18 protein-coding genes are annotated in these 17,822 nt (G+C 68.4%); 9 read left to right on the top strand and 9 right to left on the bottom strand.

The genetic code is table 11. The features are described from left to right. Positions 1–87: 87 nt before the first annotated feature. The 4 genes from yihA (at position 88) to P6144_RS00070 (ending at position 4,034) form a co-directional block, all read left to right on the top strand. Positions 88–729, top strand: coding sequence for a ribosome biogenesis GTP-binding protein YihA/YsxC (yihA, locus tag P6144_RS00085; protein WP_277765691.1), 642 nt, complete (start codon positions 88–90; stop codon positions 727–729). Further along, a complete protein-coding gene (locus P6144_RS00080) occupies positions 726–1,067 on the top strand; it encodes a gamma-glutamylcyclotransferase family protein (protein ID WP_277765690.1) in 342 nt (113 codons plus the stop codon). The genes yihA and P6144_RS00080 overlap by 4 nt, the downstream gene beginning before the upstream one ends. Before the next feature lie 203 nt (positions 1,068–1,270). Continuing rightward, positions 1,271–2,401, top strand: a complete 1,131-nt coding sequence (locus P6144_RS00075; RefSeq protein ID WP_277765689.1) for a heparan-alpha-glucosaminide N-acetyltransferase domain-containing protein — start codon at positions 1,271–1,273, stop codon at positions 2,399–2,401. A 49-nt stretch (positions 2,402–2,450) separates the two neighbouring features. Continuing rightward, positions 2,451–4,034 carry a methyl-accepting chemotaxis protein gene (locus tag P6144_RS00070; RefSeq protein ID WP_277765688.1) on the top strand — a complete coding sequence of 528 codons (1,584 nt, stop codon included), beginning with the start codon at positions 2,451–2,453 and terminating at the stop codon, positions 4,032–4,034. 101 nt (positions 4,035–4,135) lie between these two features. Here the strand turns inward: P6144_RS00070 and P6144_RS20425 are convergent, their stop codons facing one another. From P6144_RS20425 to P6144_RS00055, 4 genes are all read right to left on the bottom strand, one after another. Beyond that, positions 4,136–4,387: a hypothetical protein gene (locus P6144_RS20425; RefSeq protein ID WP_347274887.1), complete on the bottom strand. Its 252-nt coding sequence runs from the start codon at positions 4,385–4,387 to the stop codon at positions 4,136–4,138. A 105-nt stretch (positions 4,388–4,492) separates the two neighbouring features. Beyond that, the gene (locus P6144_RS00065) at positions 4,493–5,422 is read right to left on the bottom strand and encodes an MFS transporter (protein ID WP_347274885.1); all 930 of its coding nucleotides are present in this window, start codon (positions 5,420–5,422) and stop codon (positions 4,493–4,495) included. Next, entirely contained in the window at positions 5,419–5,862 is a 444-nt protein-coding gene (locus P6144_RS00060) for a helix-turn-helix domain-containing protein (RefSeq protein ID WP_277765687.1), read from the bottom strand. Before P6144_RS00060 ends, P6144_RS00065 begins: the two co-directional genes overlap by 4 nt. A gap of 60 nt (positions 5,863–5,922) precedes the next feature. After that, positions 5,923–7,533 carry a hypothetical protein gene (locus tag P6144_RS00055; protein WP_277765686.1) on the bottom strand — a complete coding sequence of 537 codons (1,611 nt, stop codon included), beginning with the start codon at positions 7,531–7,533 and terminating at the stop codon, positions 5,923–5,925. Between the two features lie 204 nt (positions 7,534–7,737). Between P6144_RS00055 and P6144_RS00050 the strand changes: the two genes are divergently transcribed. Together P6144_RS00050 and P6144_RS00045 are read left to right on the top strand one after the other, a co-directional pair. Further along, positions 7,738–8,400, top strand: a complete 663-nt coding sequence (locus P6144_RS00050; protein ID WP_277765685.1) for a glutathione S-transferase family protein — start codon at positions 7,738–7,740, stop codon at positions 8,398–8,400. A 94-nt stretch (positions 8,401–8,494) separates the two neighbouring features. Beyond that, the gene (locus tag P6144_RS00045; RefSeq protein WP_277765684.1) at positions 8,495–9,109 is read left to right on the top strand and encodes a glycoside hydrolase family 19 protein; all 615 of its coding nucleotides are present in this window, start codon (positions 8,495–8,497) and stop codon (positions 9,107–9,109) included. 143 nt (positions 9,110–9,252) lie between these two features. Here the strand turns inward: P6144_RS00045 and P6144_RS00040 are convergent, their stop codons facing one another. Then, positions 9,253–9,699, bottom strand: a complete 447-nt coding sequence (locus tag P6144_RS00040) for a cupin domain-containing protein (RefSeq protein WP_277766739.1) — start codon at positions 9,697–9,699, stop codon at positions 9,253–9,255. Here P6144_RS00040 and dapE point away from each other — a divergent pair. Next, positions 9,699–10,844, top strand: a complete 1,146-nt coding sequence (gene dapE, locus P6144_RS00035; RefSeq protein ID WP_277765683.1) for a succinyl-diaminopimelate desuccinylase — start codon at positions 9,699–9,701, stop codon at positions 10,842–10,844. The two genes, P6144_RS00040 and dapE, sit on opposite strands and share 1 nt — an antisense overlap. Positions 10,845–10,931: 87 nt before the next feature. Here the strand turns inward: dapE and P6144_RS00030 are convergent, their stop codons facing one another. The 4 genes from P6144_RS00030 to P6144_RS00015 form a co-directional block, all read right to left on the bottom strand. Next, positions 10,932–12,611, bottom strand: a complete 1,680-nt coding sequence (locus tag P6144_RS00030) for an EAL domain-containing protein (protein WP_277765682.1) — start codon at positions 12,609–12,611, stop codon at positions 10,932–10,934. Positions 12,612–12,689: 78 nt separating this feature from the next. After that, positions 12,690–13,247, bottom strand: a complete 558-nt coding sequence (locus tag P6144_RS00025) for a Smr/MutS family protein (protein ID WP_277765681.1) — start codon at positions 13,245–13,247, stop codon at positions 12,690–12,692. Further along, entirely contained in the window at positions 13,244–14,575 is a 1,332-nt protein-coding gene (locus P6144_RS00020; protein WP_277766738.1) for a murein transglycosylase A, read from the bottom strand. The genes P6144_RS00025 and P6144_RS00020 overlap by 4 nt, the downstream gene beginning before the upstream one ends. Before the next feature lie 6 nt (positions 14,576–14,581). After that, the gene (locus P6144_RS00015) at positions 14,582–15,226 is read right to left on the bottom strand and encodes a Tim44/TimA family putative adaptor protein (protein ID WP_277765680.1); all 645 of its coding nucleotides are present in this window, start codon (positions 15,224–15,226) and stop codon (positions 14,582–14,584) included. Between the two features lie 162 nt (positions 15,227–15,388). Here P6144_RS00015 and secB point away from each other — a divergent pair, with 162 nt between their 5' ends. After that, on the top strand, positions 15,389–15,901 hold the full coding sequence (gene secB, locus P6144_RS00010) for a protein-export chaperone SecB (RefSeq protein ID WP_277765679.1): 513 nt from the start codon (positions 15,389–15,391) through the stop codon (positions 15,899–15,901). Positions 15,902–16,052: 151 nt separating this feature from the next. After that, a complete protein-coding gene (gene murJ, locus P6144_RS00005) occupies positions 16,053–17,621 on the top strand; it encodes a murein biosynthesis integral membrane protein MurJ (protein ID WP_277765678.1) in 1,569 nt (522 codons plus the stop codon). Positions 17,622–17,822: the final 201 nt, after the last annotated feature.

The raw sequence follows: 17,822 nt of genomic DNA, 5'->3' as shown, positions 1-17,822 counted from the left end.
GTATCGTCATCCCGGCGAAAGCCGGGATCTCAGGCCGCAGGCATGCGCTACTGAGGGAGATCCCGGCGTTCGCCGGGATGACGGCTTATGTCTGATCCCTTCGACGCAGATCAGCTGGAAGCAGCGCGAAAGCTCTTCGCCGGCCCGATCACCTTCCTGAAATCGGCGCCGAAGCTCGAGCACCTCCCCAATCCGGTGGTGCCCGAGGTGGCGTTCGCCGGCCGCTCGAACGTGGGCAAGTCGTCGCTGATCAACGCGCTGACCAACCGCAACACGCTGGCGCGCACCTCGAACACCCCGGGGCGCACCCAGGAGCTCAACTTCTTCGACGTCGGCACGCCGCTGAAGTTCCGCCTGGTCGACATGCCCGGCTATGGCTTCGCCAAGGCACCCAAGGACATGCAGCGCCAGTGGCGCTACCTCGTGAACGACTTCCTGCGCGGCCGCGACGTGCTCAAGCGCGCACTGGTGCTGATCGACAGCCGCCACGGCATCAAGGACGTCGACAACGAGATCCTCGACATGCTCGACACCGCGGCGGTGAGCTATCGGATCGTCCTGACCAAGACCGACAAGATCAAGGCGACCGAGCTGGCCGACGTCCTCGCGAACACCCAGGCCCAGGCCCGCAAGCGCCCCGCCGCGCATCCGGACATCATCGCCACCTCGTCGGAGAAGGGCATGGGCATCCCCGAGCTGCGCGCCGCGGTGCTCGAGGCGATCGGGTGAGCCAGCCGGAAGTCTTGCTCTTCTCCTACGGCACGCTCCAGCTCGCGAGCGTCCAGCTCAGCCAGTTCGGCCGCCTGCTCGAAGGCAGCGACGACGTGCTGCACGGCTACAAGCAGATCGAGATCACGATCCGCGACCCGGATGTGCTCGAAGCCAGCGGTATCGAAGTCCACCTGGCGCTGGTCCCCGACGCCGACGCCCCGCCCATCCCCGGCAAGGTCTTCCGCCTGACGCCCGAGGAACTCGCGGCGGCGGATATCTACGAGAGCGAGAATTACGCGCGGGTTACGGCCCCGCTCGAAAGCGGCATCACCGCCTGGGCCTATGTGAAGGCGTAGCCCTCGCCGCCTCCAACCCTGTTCCCCTGCGAAAGCAGGGGCCCAGGGTTTCTCTGACAGATCGCTTGTGACCCTGGGCCCCGGCTTTCGCCGGGGAACTGCAAAGCCACGTGACGAATGGCTATAGGCTTCGCAACGCAGCGCCCTTTGACCTATCCCCCCAACCACGCCACACTCCCCGCCATTCGGAGGGGACGCACCACATGACCGAAGCGCCCAGCGCACCCGCCCGCCTCGCGGGGCTCGACCTGTTCCGCGGGCTCACCGTCGCCTGCATGGTGATCGTCAACACGCCGGGCAGCTGGGCACATGTCTGGTGGCCGCTCGATCATGCCGAGTGGCACGGCTTCACCCCCACCGATCTGGTCTTCCCCGCCTTTCTCTGCGCGATGGGCGTGGCGCTCGGCCTGTCCTTCCCGCGCGCGGTCGATGGAAAGCTATGGCGCCGGATCGCCCGGCGCACTGCGCTGCTGATCCTGATCGGCTGGGCCTGGCAGTTCCTCGCACGTGGCCCGGTCGATTTCCGCGTGTTCGGCGTGCTGCCCCGCCTCGGCCTCTGCTACGGCCTCGCCGCCACGCTCGCGATCCTAACGGCGCGCAAGGATGAAGCCGGCAAGTCCCGCCTCAGCGCCCCTGCGCTCGCCATCGCATCCGCTGTGCTGCTGATCGGCTATTGGGCATTGATGACGCTGGTCGCCGCCCCCGGCTTCGCGGCGGGCGATCTCAGCCCCGAAGGCAATCTCGCCGGCTGGATCGACCGGATCACTGTCACCACCCATCACATGTACCGCTACGGCACCGATGCCGCGGGCAACATCGTCTATGATCCCGAAGGGCTGCTCTCCACCCTGCCCGCCCTCGTCAACGTGCTGCTCGGCATGCTCGCGGCGCTGTGGTGGAAGGCCGATCCCGCCCGCGCGACGCTGCGCATCCTGCTCGCCGGCATCGCGCTGGCCGCGATCGGCTATGCCTGGTCCTTCGGCTTCCCGCTCAACAAGAAGCTGTGGACCAGCAGCTTCGCGCTGTGGACCTCGGGCCTCTCCGCGATCGTCTTCGCCGGTTGCATCGTCGCGTCGCGTTCCGAAGCGCTGCGCAAAGCGCTTTGGCCGCTCGACGTGCTCGGGATGAACGCGATCCTCGGCTATCTGCTCTCGCTGCTACTCTCGCTCGCGATGATCCGCACCGGCTTCCAGGCCTGGGCATGGCACGGGCTGGAGGCGCTGATGCCGGGCAATTTGCTGCTCGCCTCCTTCCTGTTCGCGCTCGGGCTGTTGCTCGTCGTGCTCGGCCTGCTCATCCCGCTCCACCGCCGGGGCATCCATCTGCGGCTATGATAAACGGGCTGGTAACCATCCGGCGCTAGATACCTGCCGAATGGGGAAGATGAACCTTCACGCCCTAACAGGGGCATTCTGGGGCAAATGGGCGACGCTGCACCCGCGGCTGATGCGTGCGCACAGCGTGGCGATCCAGCGCGGCTATCCGGTGTCGTTCGTCGCCAGCGTCTTCGTCAGCATCGTGCTGACGGTGATGATCCATTCCAACGGCTATTTCGCCTGGCACATCGCCGCGCTTTCGCTCCACCTCGCGATCAACACCGCGGTGCTGGTCCGCTGGCGCGACGGCAAGACGCGTGACTGGTGGGTGGAGGACAGCGCCCGCACCTTGCGCGCCACCGTGATCGAGGCTGCCGCCGTCTCGCTCGGCTGGTTCCTGCTGCTCTCCACGCTCGGCCTCGGCGCTACCGATCAGGAACTGATCGTCACCACCACTTCGATCGCCGGCGTCGTCGCGATCGGCGCGCTGCGCTATGCGCCGCTGCCGCCGGCCAGCCTCGCCTGGCTCGGCATCGCGGTGGTGATCTGCGCGCTCTACGCGATCTTCGCCAACATCCCGGCAGGCGTGTTCGTCTTCCTCGCCGTGTTCGTCGCCCTTCTCGCCCGCACCGTGATCGGCCAGGCTGCTTTGGTCACCGAGCAGTTCGCGCAGGGCGAGGCGCTTGCCCGCGCCGCCAGCGACCGCGAGCTGATGCGCGCCACCGCGCAGCAGGAAGAGCTGCAACAGGCTGCCAGCGCCGCCGAGGCGCGCCACCGTGCCCAGCTCGAGCATGACCGCGAGCGCCGCGCCGAGATCGCCCGCATCGCCGACCGGTTCGAACAGCAGTTCGTCACCGCGATCAGCGAGCTTGCCGCCGCCGCCGAGCAGACCCGCGTCTCCGCCCAGAGCCTGGTCGGCTCGACCACCGCCACCCGCGACGAAATCCGCGGCGTCGCCGATCGCGCCGTCCGCGCCGATACCGGCGCCGCGACCCTGTTCGAGGAATCGGCCAATCTCAGCCGCACCCTCGCCACCGTCGAGGCGAGCATCGCCGCGCAGAGCGAGACCACCGCGCATCTCCACGACCTTTCCCGCTCGGCCGATGCGCGTTTCGGCACGCTCACCCAGCACAGCGCCAGCGTCGGCAACATCGCCGACATGATCGCCGAGATCGCCGCGCGCACCAATCTGCTCGCTTTGAACGCCAGCATCGAGGCCGCGCGCGCCGGCGAGGCAGGCCGCGGCTTCGCGATCGTCGCGCAGGAAGTGAAGAGCCTCGCCGCCCAGACCGCGACCGCCACCGGCGACATCCGCGCCCAGCTCGAACGGATGACCGGCGCGGTCCATGCGACCACTTCGATCGTCGGCGAGATGCGCGAAAGCTTCGATCGCATCGGCCAGGTCGGCGGCGCCGTCGGTCAGGCAATCGCGAACCAGGGCGACGTGATCCGCTCGATCCAGAGCTATGCCGGCACCGCCGCCGCGCTCACCGCCGATCTCCAGTCCGGCGCGGCCAGCGCCGAAGCCGCTACCGACGATGCCGCGCGCACCACCGCGGAAATGGACGCCGCCGCCGATACGCTGGTCGGCCAGGCCCGCCGCCTGCTCGGCGAGATGCAGGAATTCCTGGGAACGCTGCGGGCGGCGTAAAGCCTGCCCCAATTTTTATCGTCATCCCCGCGCAGGCGGGGATCCATCACCACTGACAGTGCGAATGGATTCCCGCCTGCGCAGGAATGACGGAATATACATTAGGCCAGAGCAACGGCAGGCTCCCCAGCCTTCTCCGCCCGCGCCGCCAGGATCGCCACCGCGGCCACCAGCCCGAACGCGCCCGCCACCAGGAAGGCCGGCGTATAGGTCCCCGTCCATGCCCGCACCGCGCCGGCGCCGAACGCCGCGGTCGCCGCGCCGATCTGGTGCCCCACCATCACCCAGCCGAACACGATCGGCGCATCGCGCTCGCCGAAATGCACGTTCGCCAGCTTCACCGTCGGCGGCACCGTCGCGATCCAGTCGAGCCCGTAGAAGATCGCGAAGACGAGCAGGCTCGACGCGCTGAAATCGAGGAACGGCAGCGCCAGCAGCGAGAGCCCGCGCAGCCCGTACTAGACGAACAGCAATTTGCGCGGGTCGTAGCGGTCGGTCAGCCAGCCCGAAGCGGTCGTGCCGATCAGGTCGAACAGCCCCATCAGGCTGAGCAGCCCGGCCGCCTGCACCGGCGCGATGCCGTGATCGCCGCAGAACGCAATCAGATGCGTGCCGACCAGCCCGTTGGTGGTCAGCCCGCAGACGAAGAAAGTGCCGAACAGCAGCCAGAAGGTCGGGCTCCGCGACGCGCGGAACAGCGCAGTGAAGGCCAGCGCCGGGGTCGCCGCCTGCTTCATCGGCGGCGGCGGCGCGCTGGCGTCAGTCTCGCCGAAGCGGCGCACGCCCAGGTCCTGCGGATGCTCGGGCACGAAGAACAGCACCAGCGGGATCACGCAGGCCGCGGCGATCGACACCGCCAGTGCCACCGGCCGCCACGCCCCGCCCTCGGCCAGCCAGGCGAGCAGCGGCAGGAAGACGAGCGCGCCGGTCGCGGTGCTCGCGGTCAGCATGCCCATCACCAGCCCCTGCCGCGTCGCGAACCAGCGATTGACCACCGCCGCGCCGAGCACCGAGGCGACCGCGCCGGTGCCCGCGCCGGAGAACACGCCCCAGCTCAGCACATAGTGCCAGGGCTCGGTCATCCACAGGCTGGCAAAGGTCGCCACCGACATCAGCGCCAGCCCCGCCAGCATCGTCCGCTTGATCCCGAAGGAGAGCATCAGCGCCGCGGCAAAGGGGCCCACCAGCCCGTAGAGCATGATCCCGATCGCGGCGGCGGCGGAGATGGTCGCGCGGTCCCAGCCGAAATGCTGCTCGAGCGGCAGCATCATCACGCCGGGCGCCGATCGCAGCCCGGCCGAGACCAGCAGCGCGACGAAGGTGATCGCCGCGACGATGCCGGCATAGCCGCGCGCGCCCAGCGGCATGCGCGAAAGCAGCGCGCTCATGCCCGCCCTCCCGCGCGCTCCACGCCCCGGGTGAAGGTCTCGATCCCGGCCTTGAGCACCTTCCACAGCGCCGCCCCGGCCTCGCCTTCCACGCGCAGCTGCACCGCCGCCCAGTCCGGCTCGGCGGCATGCATCGCCGCCCTGCCCGCTTCGGTGAGCGCGGCATTCTTGCTGCGCCCGGCGCCCGCGCGCACCTGGACCCAGCCGCGCTTCTCAAGCGGCGTCAGCGCGCGGTAGAGCGAGCTGCGATCCAGCTCGAGCTGCTCGGCGAGCCGGCTGAGCGCCAGCGGTTCGCCGCGCGCGACATGGCGCAGGATGGCGAACTGCCCGATCGACATGCCGTGGCTGGCCAGCGCCTCGTCATAGACGCGGCCGATGACGCGCGATGCCTTGCGCAGCATCGTGCAGGCGCAGGTATCGGGAAGCGAATCATGATGCATGCACATCATGTACCCGCATCATGCATCTGCATCAATATGCTGCATATGCATGATGCATATTCAGCTTATCGGCGGCGCATCCTGTTCCGGGGCATAGAGATCGGCCGGCGCCGCCGGATCGAAGTCTGCAGGCAGCCGCTCGGTGAGCGAGAAGGGCAGGATCCGCCCCACCTTCTCTGCCGCAGCCCGCACCTCCGGATCGGCGGCGATCCGCTTCTGGAACAGGTCGGCCCGGCGCGATTCGGCATAGGGAAGTTCGGGCGACCCGGGCTGCAGCCAGCGCAGCGCCCAGCCCCGGCGGTTCTCGTCGTTCAGGCTCTCGATCGCCAGCGCCTTGCCCCCGGCGAAATCGTCGCTGCAGGCATAGATGTCCATCGCCGGATCGGGCAGCCCGCCGCGCGACATCAGCACGTCCGCCACGTCGCCGCTCGCCTGCGTGGCCTTGCCGCCGCGGATCAGCGCACAGGCGCGGATCGCCTGGACGCCGATCAGCGCCGCGCGGTTGATCTCGGAGCCCTTGCGCTGGGCGCTGCGCAGCCACGCGTCCGCCACCGTCGCCGCCTCGGCGAAGCGGCCGAGCGCCAGATAGTCCTTTGCCAGGTTGCCGCTGAAGTTCATCTTCTGCGCGCTGTCCTTGGTGAAGGTGGCGTCGACGCGCTTGAGCAGCGCAATCGCTTCCTCGCCGCGCCCCTGCCCCATCAGCGCGCGCGCCACCGGCGGGGTCAGGAATTCCACCCCCAGCGTGTCGATCTTGAGCACTTCGGGCGCAAGCAGCGGCAGGAACAGCTGGGTCACCGCCGAATAGCCCCGCGCCTCGTTGAGCGCCCGGGCGAAGTCGGTGGCGCTCTCCAGCGTGCCTCCGGCGCGCCAGTCGCGCCGCAGCGTCTCCAGATAGAGCTTCTGGCTGCGCGCCAGGTCGTCACCGCCCCAGCGGGCGATGGCCGGCCACAATTTCTCGTAACGGCGATCGAGATAGAGCTGCGCCAGGTCGCGGGTCACCACCACGCCCGGCACCAGCGCTCCCGCCTCGGCGACCTTGCCGTCGTCCATCCGCTGGCGGATCTGCGCAAGCGCGCTGTCCGAGGCGCGTGGCGCCGAATGCTCGACCACGCCGATCTCGGCGATCCGCGCCGAGACGGCATCGCCGCGCTTGCGGTCGCCGATGTCGCGCAGCCGCTCGCGCAGCGTATCGAGGATGTATCCGCCCATCTGCCCGGCCAGGTCGGGATATTCGCGGCTCAGCGCCAGCCAGATGTCCGCCGCGCGCTGCGGCGCCCCGGCAAAGGTCATCGCATAGACGGCGTAGAATTTGACCTGGGGCACGCCCGGCGCCAGCCGCAACGCCTCCTCGGCGGCGGCAAGCGCCTCGGGCTGGCGATATTCTTCCATCAGCGAGACTCCGCGGATCGACTGGACGATCCCGCGCAGCCGGCTGGGCTGGTCGAGCTTGGCGAGCACGGCGTCGAGCTTCGCGAGGCGGTCCTTGGATTCCGCCACGGTGAGCGCCTCGGCGATCGCCGGCAGCAGCGCCTGTTCCCAGGGCTCGGCGAAGCGGCCGATGCCGACCTGCGCCTGCGTTGCGGCATCCGGCGCCGTCGGCGGCGCGACCTGGGCATGCACCGGCACGGCAGCCAAGCCCAGCGCAAGCGCGACGCAACCCGATTTCAGCATGATTCCCCCCTCTTCCCGGCCAGCTTAGCGCCTCGCTGGATCGTGGCAATTGCCCCCTTTCCTACACGCATCGCTTATGAAATGTTCTTCTTATGTTCTCGTTCTTCGCCACCCCGCCCCGGCCGCGCACGCGTAGGCGAGTCAACGGAGTCAAGATTTTCGGGCGGTTGCCATGCCCCCCGCCCCGCCGCTATCCCGGCCAGCATGAAGCTCTATATCGGCAACAAGGCCTATTCCTCCTGGTCGCTGCGCGGCTGGCTCGCCTGCAAGCAGGCTGGACTCCCCTTCGAGGAAGTGGTGGTGCCCCTCTACGACGATGCCTGGGAGAAGCGCCGCGAGGGCGACGAGTTCGCGCCCTCCTCGGGCAAGGTGCCGATCCTGTGGGACGGCGATGCCGTGGTGTGGGACAGCCTGGCGATCGTCGAATATCTCAACGACAAGACGGGCAACGAGAAGTTCTGGCCGGAGGACCCGGCGGCCCGCGCCATGGCGCGCTCGATGGCGGCCGAGATGCATTCGAGCTTCGCTGCGCTGCGCCGCAAGCACAGCATGAACGTGCGTCAGGTCTATCCGCCCAAGACCCCCGACGCCGATGTGCTTCAGGACATCGGCCGGATCATGGAGCTCTGGGCCCAGGCACGCGCCCGCTATGGCGGCGAAGGCCAATTCCTGTTCGGCGCGTTCGGCGCGGCGGACATCATGTTCGCGCCCGTGGTGACGCGCTTCGTCACCTATTCGCTGCCCGTCGCCCGCTTTGCCCCGGCCTATATGAACGCCGTGCTCCAGCATCCCTTCATGCAGGACTGGATCGCCGGCGCGCAGGAAGAGGACTGGGTGATCCAGCAGTTCGAGATGGACCCTGCCTGATATCCTTGCGCAGCCGTAACATTCGGCGCAGTCTCGAGAGCGCACATAAGGAAGATCGTTCCACCGGGTCGCATCACAACCGGGGGAATAATCCATGCTCGATGTGAAGAAGCTCCAGCAGCGGCTGGGGGTAACCGCCGACGGCGGCCTGGGGCGCGATACGCTGACGGCGCTGTTCGCCAAGGCCGGCGCGGCGGCGGCGATCGCTCCCGAACTGGGCCTCGCCGCGAACGTCCATTTCCGCACCTATGGCTTGGTCGAGAACGGCCTGCGGCTCGCCCATTTCATGGCGCAGTGCGCGCATGAGAGCGGCGGGTTCAAATATAACCGCGAGATCTGGGGCCCCACCGCGGCGCAGAAGAAGTACGAGATGAACGCCGCGCTCGGCAACGACCAACCGGGCGACGGCCTGCGCTATCTCGGCCGCGGCCCGGGCCAGCTCACCGGCCGCGCCAACTACCGGCTCTACGGCCGCAAGCTCGGCGTGGATTTCGAGAGCAACCCCGCGCTGCTTGAGGCCTGGTCGCTCGGCCTGCTCGCCTTCTGCGCCTATTGGGACAATTGCACGCTGAACGGCTGGGCCGACCAGGACAATCTCAAGGCCGTCTCCAACGGCATCAACCGCGGCGATCCCAAATCGACCAAGGATCCCAATGGCTGGGCGGACCGCCAGGCGCGCTACGCCAAGATGAAGGCGCTGATCCTGTGATTAATCCTCCCCCGGAGGGGGAGGGGGACCAGCCGCAGGCTGGTGGAGGGGGCTTACCGCAAGCGACATCGCCCGGGGCGTCCCCTCTCCACCACCGCCTTCGACGGCGGTCCCCCTCTCCCTCCGGGAGAGGATTTGAAGCGTCAGAAAGGAGACCCATCCTTCCGCCGGAACCCCTGGCCGGCGAACAGGTGCATGTCGATGTCGGGATAGTGGCAGTCGGTCGCCGAGGGCTTGCCGACCGCGATATAGACGCAGGGCTCGGCGCTGCGGTTCTGGAGGACATGGCCGTTGCCATCCTTCTTGGGGAAGGCGGCAACGTCGCCGGGGCGCATCGGGGTCTCGCCATCGTCGTCGATCAGCACCGCCTCGCCGGCAAGCATCACGACGAACTCGTCCTCGCCCTCGTGCCAGTGGCGCTGGGCGGACCAGGCGCCGGGCTCGAGCGTGACATGGCTGAAGCCAAAGTCGGTGATCCCGCTCGCCGGGGCCAGCCGGCGATACCAGCGGCCCTGCACCGGCCCGGCAAATTCGGCCGGATAGCCCGTCGCATTGGTCTGCGGGATTGTATCGAGATCGAGCTTGGGCAATGCCACCTCCAACCATGCCGGAGACCATCTTGCCCGACGCCATCGAACTGACCAAGGCCCTGATCGCCGCCGAGAGCGTCACCCCCGCCCGGGGCAGCGTGTTCGACGTGCTGGAGGCCGCCCTCCTTCCCCTCGGCTTCCGGGTCGAGCGCTTCGTCGAGGGCGAGGCACCCGACGGGCCGGTCGAGAACCTGCTGGCAGTGCGCGGCACCAGCGGCAAGCACTTCGCCTTTGCCGGCCATCTCGACGTCGTGCCGCCGGGCAGCGGCTGGACCAGCGGCGCCTTCGAGCCCGAAGTGCGCGGCGGCCTGCTCTACGGCCGTGGCGCAGTCGACATGAAGGGCGCCATCGCCGCCTTTGTCGAGGCTGCGTCCCGCGTCGAGGGCGGCGTCACCACGCTGATCATCACCGGCGACGAGGAAGGCCCCGCCACTTTCGGCACGCCCCGCCTCATCGAGCGGATGGCCGAGCGCGGCCTGCTGCCCGATCTGTGCCTGGTCGGCGAGCCGACCTCGCAGCACCGGCTCGGCGACATGATCAAGATCGGGCGCCGCGGCTCGACCGTCATCGACATCGTGGTGCCCGGCAAGCAGGGCCATGTCGCCTACCCCCATCTCGCCGACAATCCGGTCCCTCGCCTCGTCCGGGCGCTGGCCGAGATCGACGCCATCGTGCTGGATACGGGCAATGCCTGGTTTCAGCCCTCCAATATCGAGATCATCGACCTGATGGTGGGCAATCCCGCCACCAACGTCATTCCCGGCGAGGCCAGGGCACGGATCAGCATCCGCTTCAACGACCAGCAATATGGCCCGGACCTGATCGCCCGGATCGAGGAGATCGTGCAGCGCCATGCCCCGCTCGGCATCGTCACCGGCCGTGTCTATGGCGAGGCGTTCCTCACCCAGCCGGGTGAGCTTTCGTCGCTGATCTCCGATGCCATCGAGGCGAAGCTGGGCGTGGTGCCCGAACTGTCCACCACCGGCGGCACCTCGGACGCGCGCTTCCTGTCGAAGCTCTGCCCGGTGGTCGAGTTCGGGCTGCTCAACGCGACGATGCACAAGCTCGACGAGGCCGTGGCGCTCGACGATCTCGTTGCGCTGACGGATGTCTATGCAGAGATCTTGAAGCGGGCGCTTCTCTAACCGTCATTCCGGCGAAAGCCGGGATCTCAGGCGTAGGCGCGATTCGGCACGAGTTCCCGGCTTTCGCCGGTATGACGGGAAGTAGAACTACCCCGCAACCCGCTGCTGAGGATCGACGCCGCGCGCCCATTCGAGGAAGGCCTCCTCCTCCATCGGCGTGGCGACGGCATAGCCCTGGAGGATGTCGCAGCCGATGACGCGCAGCACGGTGGCCTGGTCCTCGCTCTCGATACCCTCGGCCACCGCTTCGCAGCCCAGGCCGTGGACGAGCCCGATCACTGCCTGGGTGATCGTCCGCGCCTCGGCGCTGGTGGCGACATGCTCGATCAGGCTGCGGTCCAGCTTGATCCGGTCGATCGGCAGCTTGCGCAGCCGTGCGATGTTCGAATAGCCGGTGCCGAAATCGTCGATGGCGATGGTGGCGCCGTCGGCGCGCAGCGTGGCGATCGCGTCGAGCACTTCGCTCGAACAGTGCATCGCCAGCGTCTCGGTGATCTCGAGCTCGAGCAGGTTCGCGGGCGCATTGGCCGCCAGCATCGCTTCGCGCAGCTTGCGGAAGAAGCTGGCATGGTCGAGCTGGCGCGGGCTGATGTTCACCGCCATGCGCTGCTGGACGCCCATCCGGCCCCAGCGCGAGATGGTCTCGGCAACGCTCTCCACCACCCATTCGCCGATCTCGACGATCAGCCCGGTCTCCTCGGCGCGCTGGATGAAGGCGCCGGGCATCTTGAGCCCGTCCGGATGCCGCCAGCGCAGCAGCGCCTCGGCGGCGACGATACGGCCGTCGGCGGCGGAGACCTGGGGCTGATAGACGAGCGTGAACTGGTCCTTGTCCACCGCTTCGCGCAGGTCGCTCTCCAGCCGGGCGCGCTCGGCGATCTCGGCAGCGAGGATTTCGGTGAAATGCTCGGCGCGGCCACGCCCCATCGCCTTGGCGTGGTACATGGCGGCATCGGCAGCGCGCATCAGGTCGTGCAGCGTCGTGCCGTGCTCGGGGCGCAGCGCAATGCCGATCGAGGCGCCGATCGACACTTCCTGGTCGGCCAGGTCGAACGGCTCGGACAGTGCGTAGAGGATGCCGCGACCGATCCGCTCGGCGTCGCGGACGTTGCGCAGCGACGGGAAGAACATGGTGAACTCGTCGCCCGCCAGGCGGCCGATCATCGGCGGGCGGGCATCGGCTTCGGCGGCGAAGCGGTCCGCCACCGCGCGCAGGCGGTTGGCGACCATGCCGAGCAGCGCGTCGCCGGTGGCGTGGCCCAGCGTGTCGTTGACGTGCTTGAAGCGATCGAGATCGATGAAATAGAGCACCGCGATCGTGGTCGGCGGCAGCTCGGAAAGCATGCGCTCGGCGGCACGGCGGAAATTGGTGCGGTTCGGCAGCGACGTGACCGGATCGAACATCGCGAGCCGCTGGACGCTCTCGAGATTGGCGTGGAGCTGGCTGAACAGCCCGTCCATCGCGCGCGCCAGCTGGGGCACCGATTCGCCCACGCGCTCGGGGATGCCGCTCTGCAGGTCGCCATTGGCGGCGCCCTGGAGACGTTCGATGGCAGCGTCGATCGATTCGGCGGTGGAAGCGATGGTGCGCTCGGCCGAAGCCCAGCACATCGCACCGCAAACGATCGCGGCAATCAGTGCGCGGCCCGCCGATTCGACGGTGATCATCTCAGGAGTCGAGGCCGCAGCCAGCGCCAGGATGAACGCCACGGCTCCGGCGCACATCGCGAACGCGATTGCACGGCTCTTGAGCGAAAATCCTTCCACTGCGCTCGCTCGTTCCCCCAGGAATCCCTCGCGGCCGGCGAACCGGCAACGACCCGGACAAATATTCGCAGACAGAAGTTAAGATTTTTCTCGGAGCCGCCGGAGCACGATATACAGCGCACCGGCGCCGCCGTGGCGGGAATGCGCGGTCCTTACGGCAGCGATACGATCGGAAAAGCGGGATGCAGCGAGCCAGTCGCCCACCGCGGCGCGGATCGCGCCACGGGCATGGGGACGCTCCGATTCAGGACGTGGCGGCTTGCCAGTGACCAGCAGCAGCACGCGATCGCCTCTCGAAATCGCCGCCTCCAGCCCGAAATCGAGCCGGTCATAGGCAGAGGCGAGGCTGTGTCCATGCAGATCGACGGTCGATTCGGGCGCGACCAGCCCGCGCGATAGCCGCCGGTCCCACGAAGCATCGAGCGTGTTGACTGCCTGCCCGCGCAGCGGCGGCGGCGGCGCCATCGGGCGCGGCGGGGGCACCCGCCCCTTCACCTTGGGCACCACCGGTTGCGGCGCAGGCGTGATCACCCTGTCCAGCGCTTCCACGGCCTTCACCGGTCGCGCCTTGATCGGCGTGACGCTCTCGACCACCCGTTTCCACAGCGCCGCTTCCTCGGGCGCGAGGCGTCTCACCGCTGGCGTTGCGGCGCGGGCACGCCGGCGATCGGCGCCCCGCCGAGCTTGCTGAGCGTGCCGACCGGCAGCAGCAGCCAGGCGGTGCCGCGCGCGTTCATCCCGCCCGCGATCGCGCGTGCATCGTCACCCGCCCCCCAGAAGGTATCGACCCGGTTGGGGCCCTTGATCGCCCCGCCGGTATCCTGGGCGATCCACAGCCCATTGGCCTCGGCGCGGTCCATCGACAGGAAGACGGGCGCGCCCAGCGGGATGAACTTGGGATCGACCGCGGCGCTCGCCTGGCCGGTCACCGGCAGGCCCAGCGAGCCGTTCGGCCCGGCCCCCTTCAGCTCCTGGAAGAACACATAGCTCTTGTTCTCCCACATGATCGCCTGCCCCTCTTCGGGGTGGCTGCGCAGATATTCCATGATGCCCTGCATCGAGGCCTTGCCCGGCTGCAGCAGCCCGCGGTCGCGCATCAGCGCGCCGATGCCGACATATTCGCGGCCATTCTGCCCGGCAAAGCCGATGCGCATCACCTGCCCGTCCGGCCCGCGCAGCCGGCCCGAGCCCTGGATCTGCAGGAAGAACAGCTCGACCGGGTCCGCGGCATAGGCGATCTCCAGCCCGCGCCCGTTCAGCGCGCCGCCGTCGATCTCCTTGCGATCGAAATAGGGCACGAACATCTTGCCGGCGACACGGCCGCGGATCTTCTTGCCCTTCAGGTCGGTCGAGAACTGGCCGAGATCGACTTCGATGATATCGTCGGGCTTGGCATAGACCGGTACGTCATAGCCCGGCCGCCTGTGGCGCGAGCCGGCGATCTCGGGCTCGTAATAGCCGGTCGCCTGCGCCTTGCCGTCGGCGACCTGCACCGTCTCGAACCAGCGCCCGAAAAAGCCGCGCGCATCGCGCTCGGGCCAGCTCCTGGCGGCATCGCAGGCGGGCTGCCAGTCGGCGCCCTGGGTAAGCCCGCTCGTGTCCGTGCGGCGCACCAGCGAGGGGCAGCTCAGCCGGAACGCGACCAGCGCCCGCGCCGCGGCATCGTCGCCCAGCGGCAGCGAATCAAAGGCCGGTCCAGCGATCAGCCCCGCGGCCTTGGCCGTGGCGGTGCCGGCAGGCGCAGCGGCGGCGGGAATGGCAGGCAGCGGCGTCGCCGGGATCGGCTGGCGCGCGGCCGGGTTGGAATGCGGCTCGGCGACACTGCCCGTCTCGCGCGGCACGCTCCGCGGCACTTCGCGCGCCGGAGGCGTGTATCCCGGCTCGACGCTATGCGGCACCACACCGCCCGAACACGCGCTCAACAGCGCCGCGAGCGCGACTCCCCCCCAGATTCGCATGTGCAGGCCCCTTTAGGCTTCGTCGGTCTCGACGAGCTTCCAATTGGGATCGTCGCTGCGGAGGTTCCGCGCGAAGGTCCAGATGTCGTGCGCCTCAACTGCGTCGCTCAGCGAGCCGCCGATCACGTTGCCGTCGCCGTCGCGCGTCACCGCGGCGATATCGGCATCGAATCGCACGGTGATGCGGGCGGTCTTGCCCTCCACCGCGGCTTCCGAGATCATCGCGCGCTCGATCGCAACCAGGCGGTTGTCGAGCACATGGCCGGCAGCCTTGCGATCGGCGATCGCCTCGGCGAAGCCGGCGCGGACATCGTCCTCCACCAGCCAGCCGAGCGTATCCTCGTCGCCCTTCCAGAAGGCTTCGAGGATCATCTTGTAGGCGCTCTTGGCGCCGTCGAGGAACTGGGCGACGTCGAAGCTCGAATCCGCGGCGATCACCGCCCTCAGGCCGGTTTCGGCACCGCTCTCGATCGCGCGGTTGCCGGGCTCGCGCACCTCGGCGGCCTGGTCGATCGTGCGCGGCAGCGGCGGCACCGCCACGCGCTCTTCGCTGGGCTTGGGCAACGCCTGTTCGTGGCCGGTGCGCTTACCGAGCACGGCATAAAGACGGAGAGCCAGGAAACCGGCCACCATGGCGAACAGGATTATCGTGTACACTACGCCTCCAAACGCTTCGCCGGTTAACATAGGCCTAAGCGGCCCGCGTTTCAAATCGCCACATGTACGGGTAATTGAAACCCGGGCGCCCGCCTGCTAGGCGCGCAGCCGACCCAACGCTTCAACAGCGCGAAACTTTCCGGAAAAAGAGGTAACTAGGAAATGGCCGAGAACGACACGATCGCCGAATTCGGCGAGCCCGCAGCGAATGGCGCCGACACCGCGCCCGCCGTCGGCCTGCTGTCGCAATATGTGAAGGACCTCTCGTTCGAGAACCCGAACGCGCCGGCCATCTACCAGAACCAGAACGCGCCTGCGATCGACGTCCAGTTCAACATCGGCTCGGGCAAGGTTGCCGACGACGTGTTCGAAGTCGTCCTCAAGATCGAAGTGCGCGCCACGGCCGAGAGCCAGACCGCCTTCATCGTCGACCTGTCCTATGCCGGCCTGTTCGGCATCCGCAACGTGCCCGAGGGCGAGGCGCTCGACGGCTTCCTGCTCGGCGAGGCCCCGCGTCTGCTCTTCCCGTTCGCCCGCCGCGTGCTGGCCGACGCGGTGCGCGACGGCGGCTTCCCGCCGCTGATGCTCGAGCCGATCGACTTCGGCGGCATCTATCTCCAGCAGCGCGCGGCGAACGAGTCGGGCCTGACCGGCGAAGTGGCAGGCGAAGCCTGATCTGATAGTCTGGGAGACTGGGCCTCGTGACCCTTGATCGTCACCCCCGCGAAAGCGGGGCCCCAGCTCCCACGCTATCCCCCAATTCTACCGCAGTCATGCGCGGCTTACCTCCGAGATGGGTCCCCGCTTTCGCGGGGATGACGCGGGCATGAAACTCGCCCGCAGCCTCGGCTCGGTCGGCGGGCTCACCCTGGCCAGCCGCATCCTCGCGCTGGTCCGCGATTCGCTGCAGGCCCGCTATGTCGGCGCGAACTTCGCGTCGGACGCGTTCCTCGTCGCCTTCCGCCTCCCCAACATGTTCCGCGCCTTCTTCGCTGAGGGCGCCTTCTCCTCGGCGTTCATCCCGATGTTCAACCGCAAGCTCGCCGAGCATGGCGGCGAGCGCGGGCCGGCCTTCGAGTTCGCCGAGCGCACCCTGGCGGTGCTGTTCGCCTTTCTCGCGGTGATGACGGTGGTGATGCTCGCCGCCGCTTGGCCGCTCACTGCCTTGCTCTCCGGCGGCTTCCACAAGCAGGCGCCGACGCACGACCAGTTCGCCTTCGCGGTCGAGCTGAGCCGGATCACCATCCCCTATCTGATGCTGATCTGCCTCGCCTCGCTGCTGGGCGGCATCCTCAACTCGCTCGACAAATTCTGGGTCAACGCCGCCGCGCCGATCCTGCTCAACATCGCCATGGTGACGGCCTTGTTCGTCTTCCACGGTACACCCGAGGAGACGGCGCGCGCGCAGGCGATCGCGGTGCCGCTGGGCGGGGTGGTCCAGCTGCTCTGGCTGTGGCTCGCCTGCCGTGCCGCCGGCGTGTCGCTGCGCCCCCGCCTGCCCCGGCTCGATCCCGAAGTGCGCCGGCTGATGAAGCTGATCCTGCCCGCCGCGCTCGGCGCAGGCGCGGTGCAGCTCAACCTCGTCATCTCGACTGCGCTTTCGGGCTATCTGCTCGGCGAGGGCTCGATCTCGTTCATCTATTATGCCGACCGGCTCAACCAGCTGCCGCTCGGCATGATCGGCATCGGGCTTGGTACCATCCTGCTTCCCACCATCTCGCGCCTGCTCGGCGGCGGGCAGGAAGCCGAGGCGATGGAGACGCAGAACCGCGGCATGGAGCTCGCGCTGTTCCTCACCCTGCCCTCGATGGTCGCGCTGATCGTCGCCGCGGAGCCGATCGTGCGCGGGCTGTTCCAGTACGGCCACTTCACTGCCGACGACACGGTGAAGTGCGCCTGGGCGCTCGCCGGCTTCTCGATCGGCCTGCCCAGCTATGTGCTGGTGAAGGTGCTGACCCCCGGCTTCTATGCCCGGCAGGACACGCGCACCCCCGTGCGCTTCGCCACCATCTCGGTGGCGGTCAACATCGCCGCCAATCTCGCGCTGATCCCGCTGATCGGCCATATCGGCCCGCCGCTGGCGACTGCGCTGTCCTCCACCGTCAATGTCTGGATGCTCTATGCCGAGCTTCGCAAGCGCGGCCATTTCGTCGCCGACGCCCAGCTCAAGCGCCGGATCCCGCGCCTTGCGCTGGCCGCAGTGCTGATGGGCGCGGCGATCTTCGGCTGCGAGGGGCTGCTCGATCCCTGGCTCAACGGCCATATCGTCGAGCGCTACGGTGCGCTGGTCGTGCTCGTCGGCGCCGGCGTGGCGATCTATGTCGTCGCCTGCTTCGTCACGCGGGCGTTCCGCGTGTCGGACCTGAAGGCACTGGTGCGCAGGCGGCGGGCCTAAATCCGTCATCCCCGCGAAGGCGGGGATCTATTGCCGCCGAAGGCAGTGAGACTCAGCAAGGTCAGCCAGAATGAATCCCCGCCTTCGCGGGGATGACGGAGAAGAGAGTGCGCGCCCCCCTCCCGTTCCCCGGCGAAAGCCGGGGCCCAGGGTTTCTCTGCCGAATCGCTTGTGACCCTGGGCCCCGGCTTTCGCCGGGGA

This window comes from Sphingomonas sp. HITSZ_GF (genome assembly GCF_029543155.1).
Classification (GTDB): Bacteria; Pseudomonadota; Alphaproteobacteria; order Sphingomonadales; family Sphingomonadaceae; genus Sphingomonas.
Note: the sequence above shows the minus strand (reverse complement) of the source record. Positions and strands in the feature narration are given on the sequence as shown.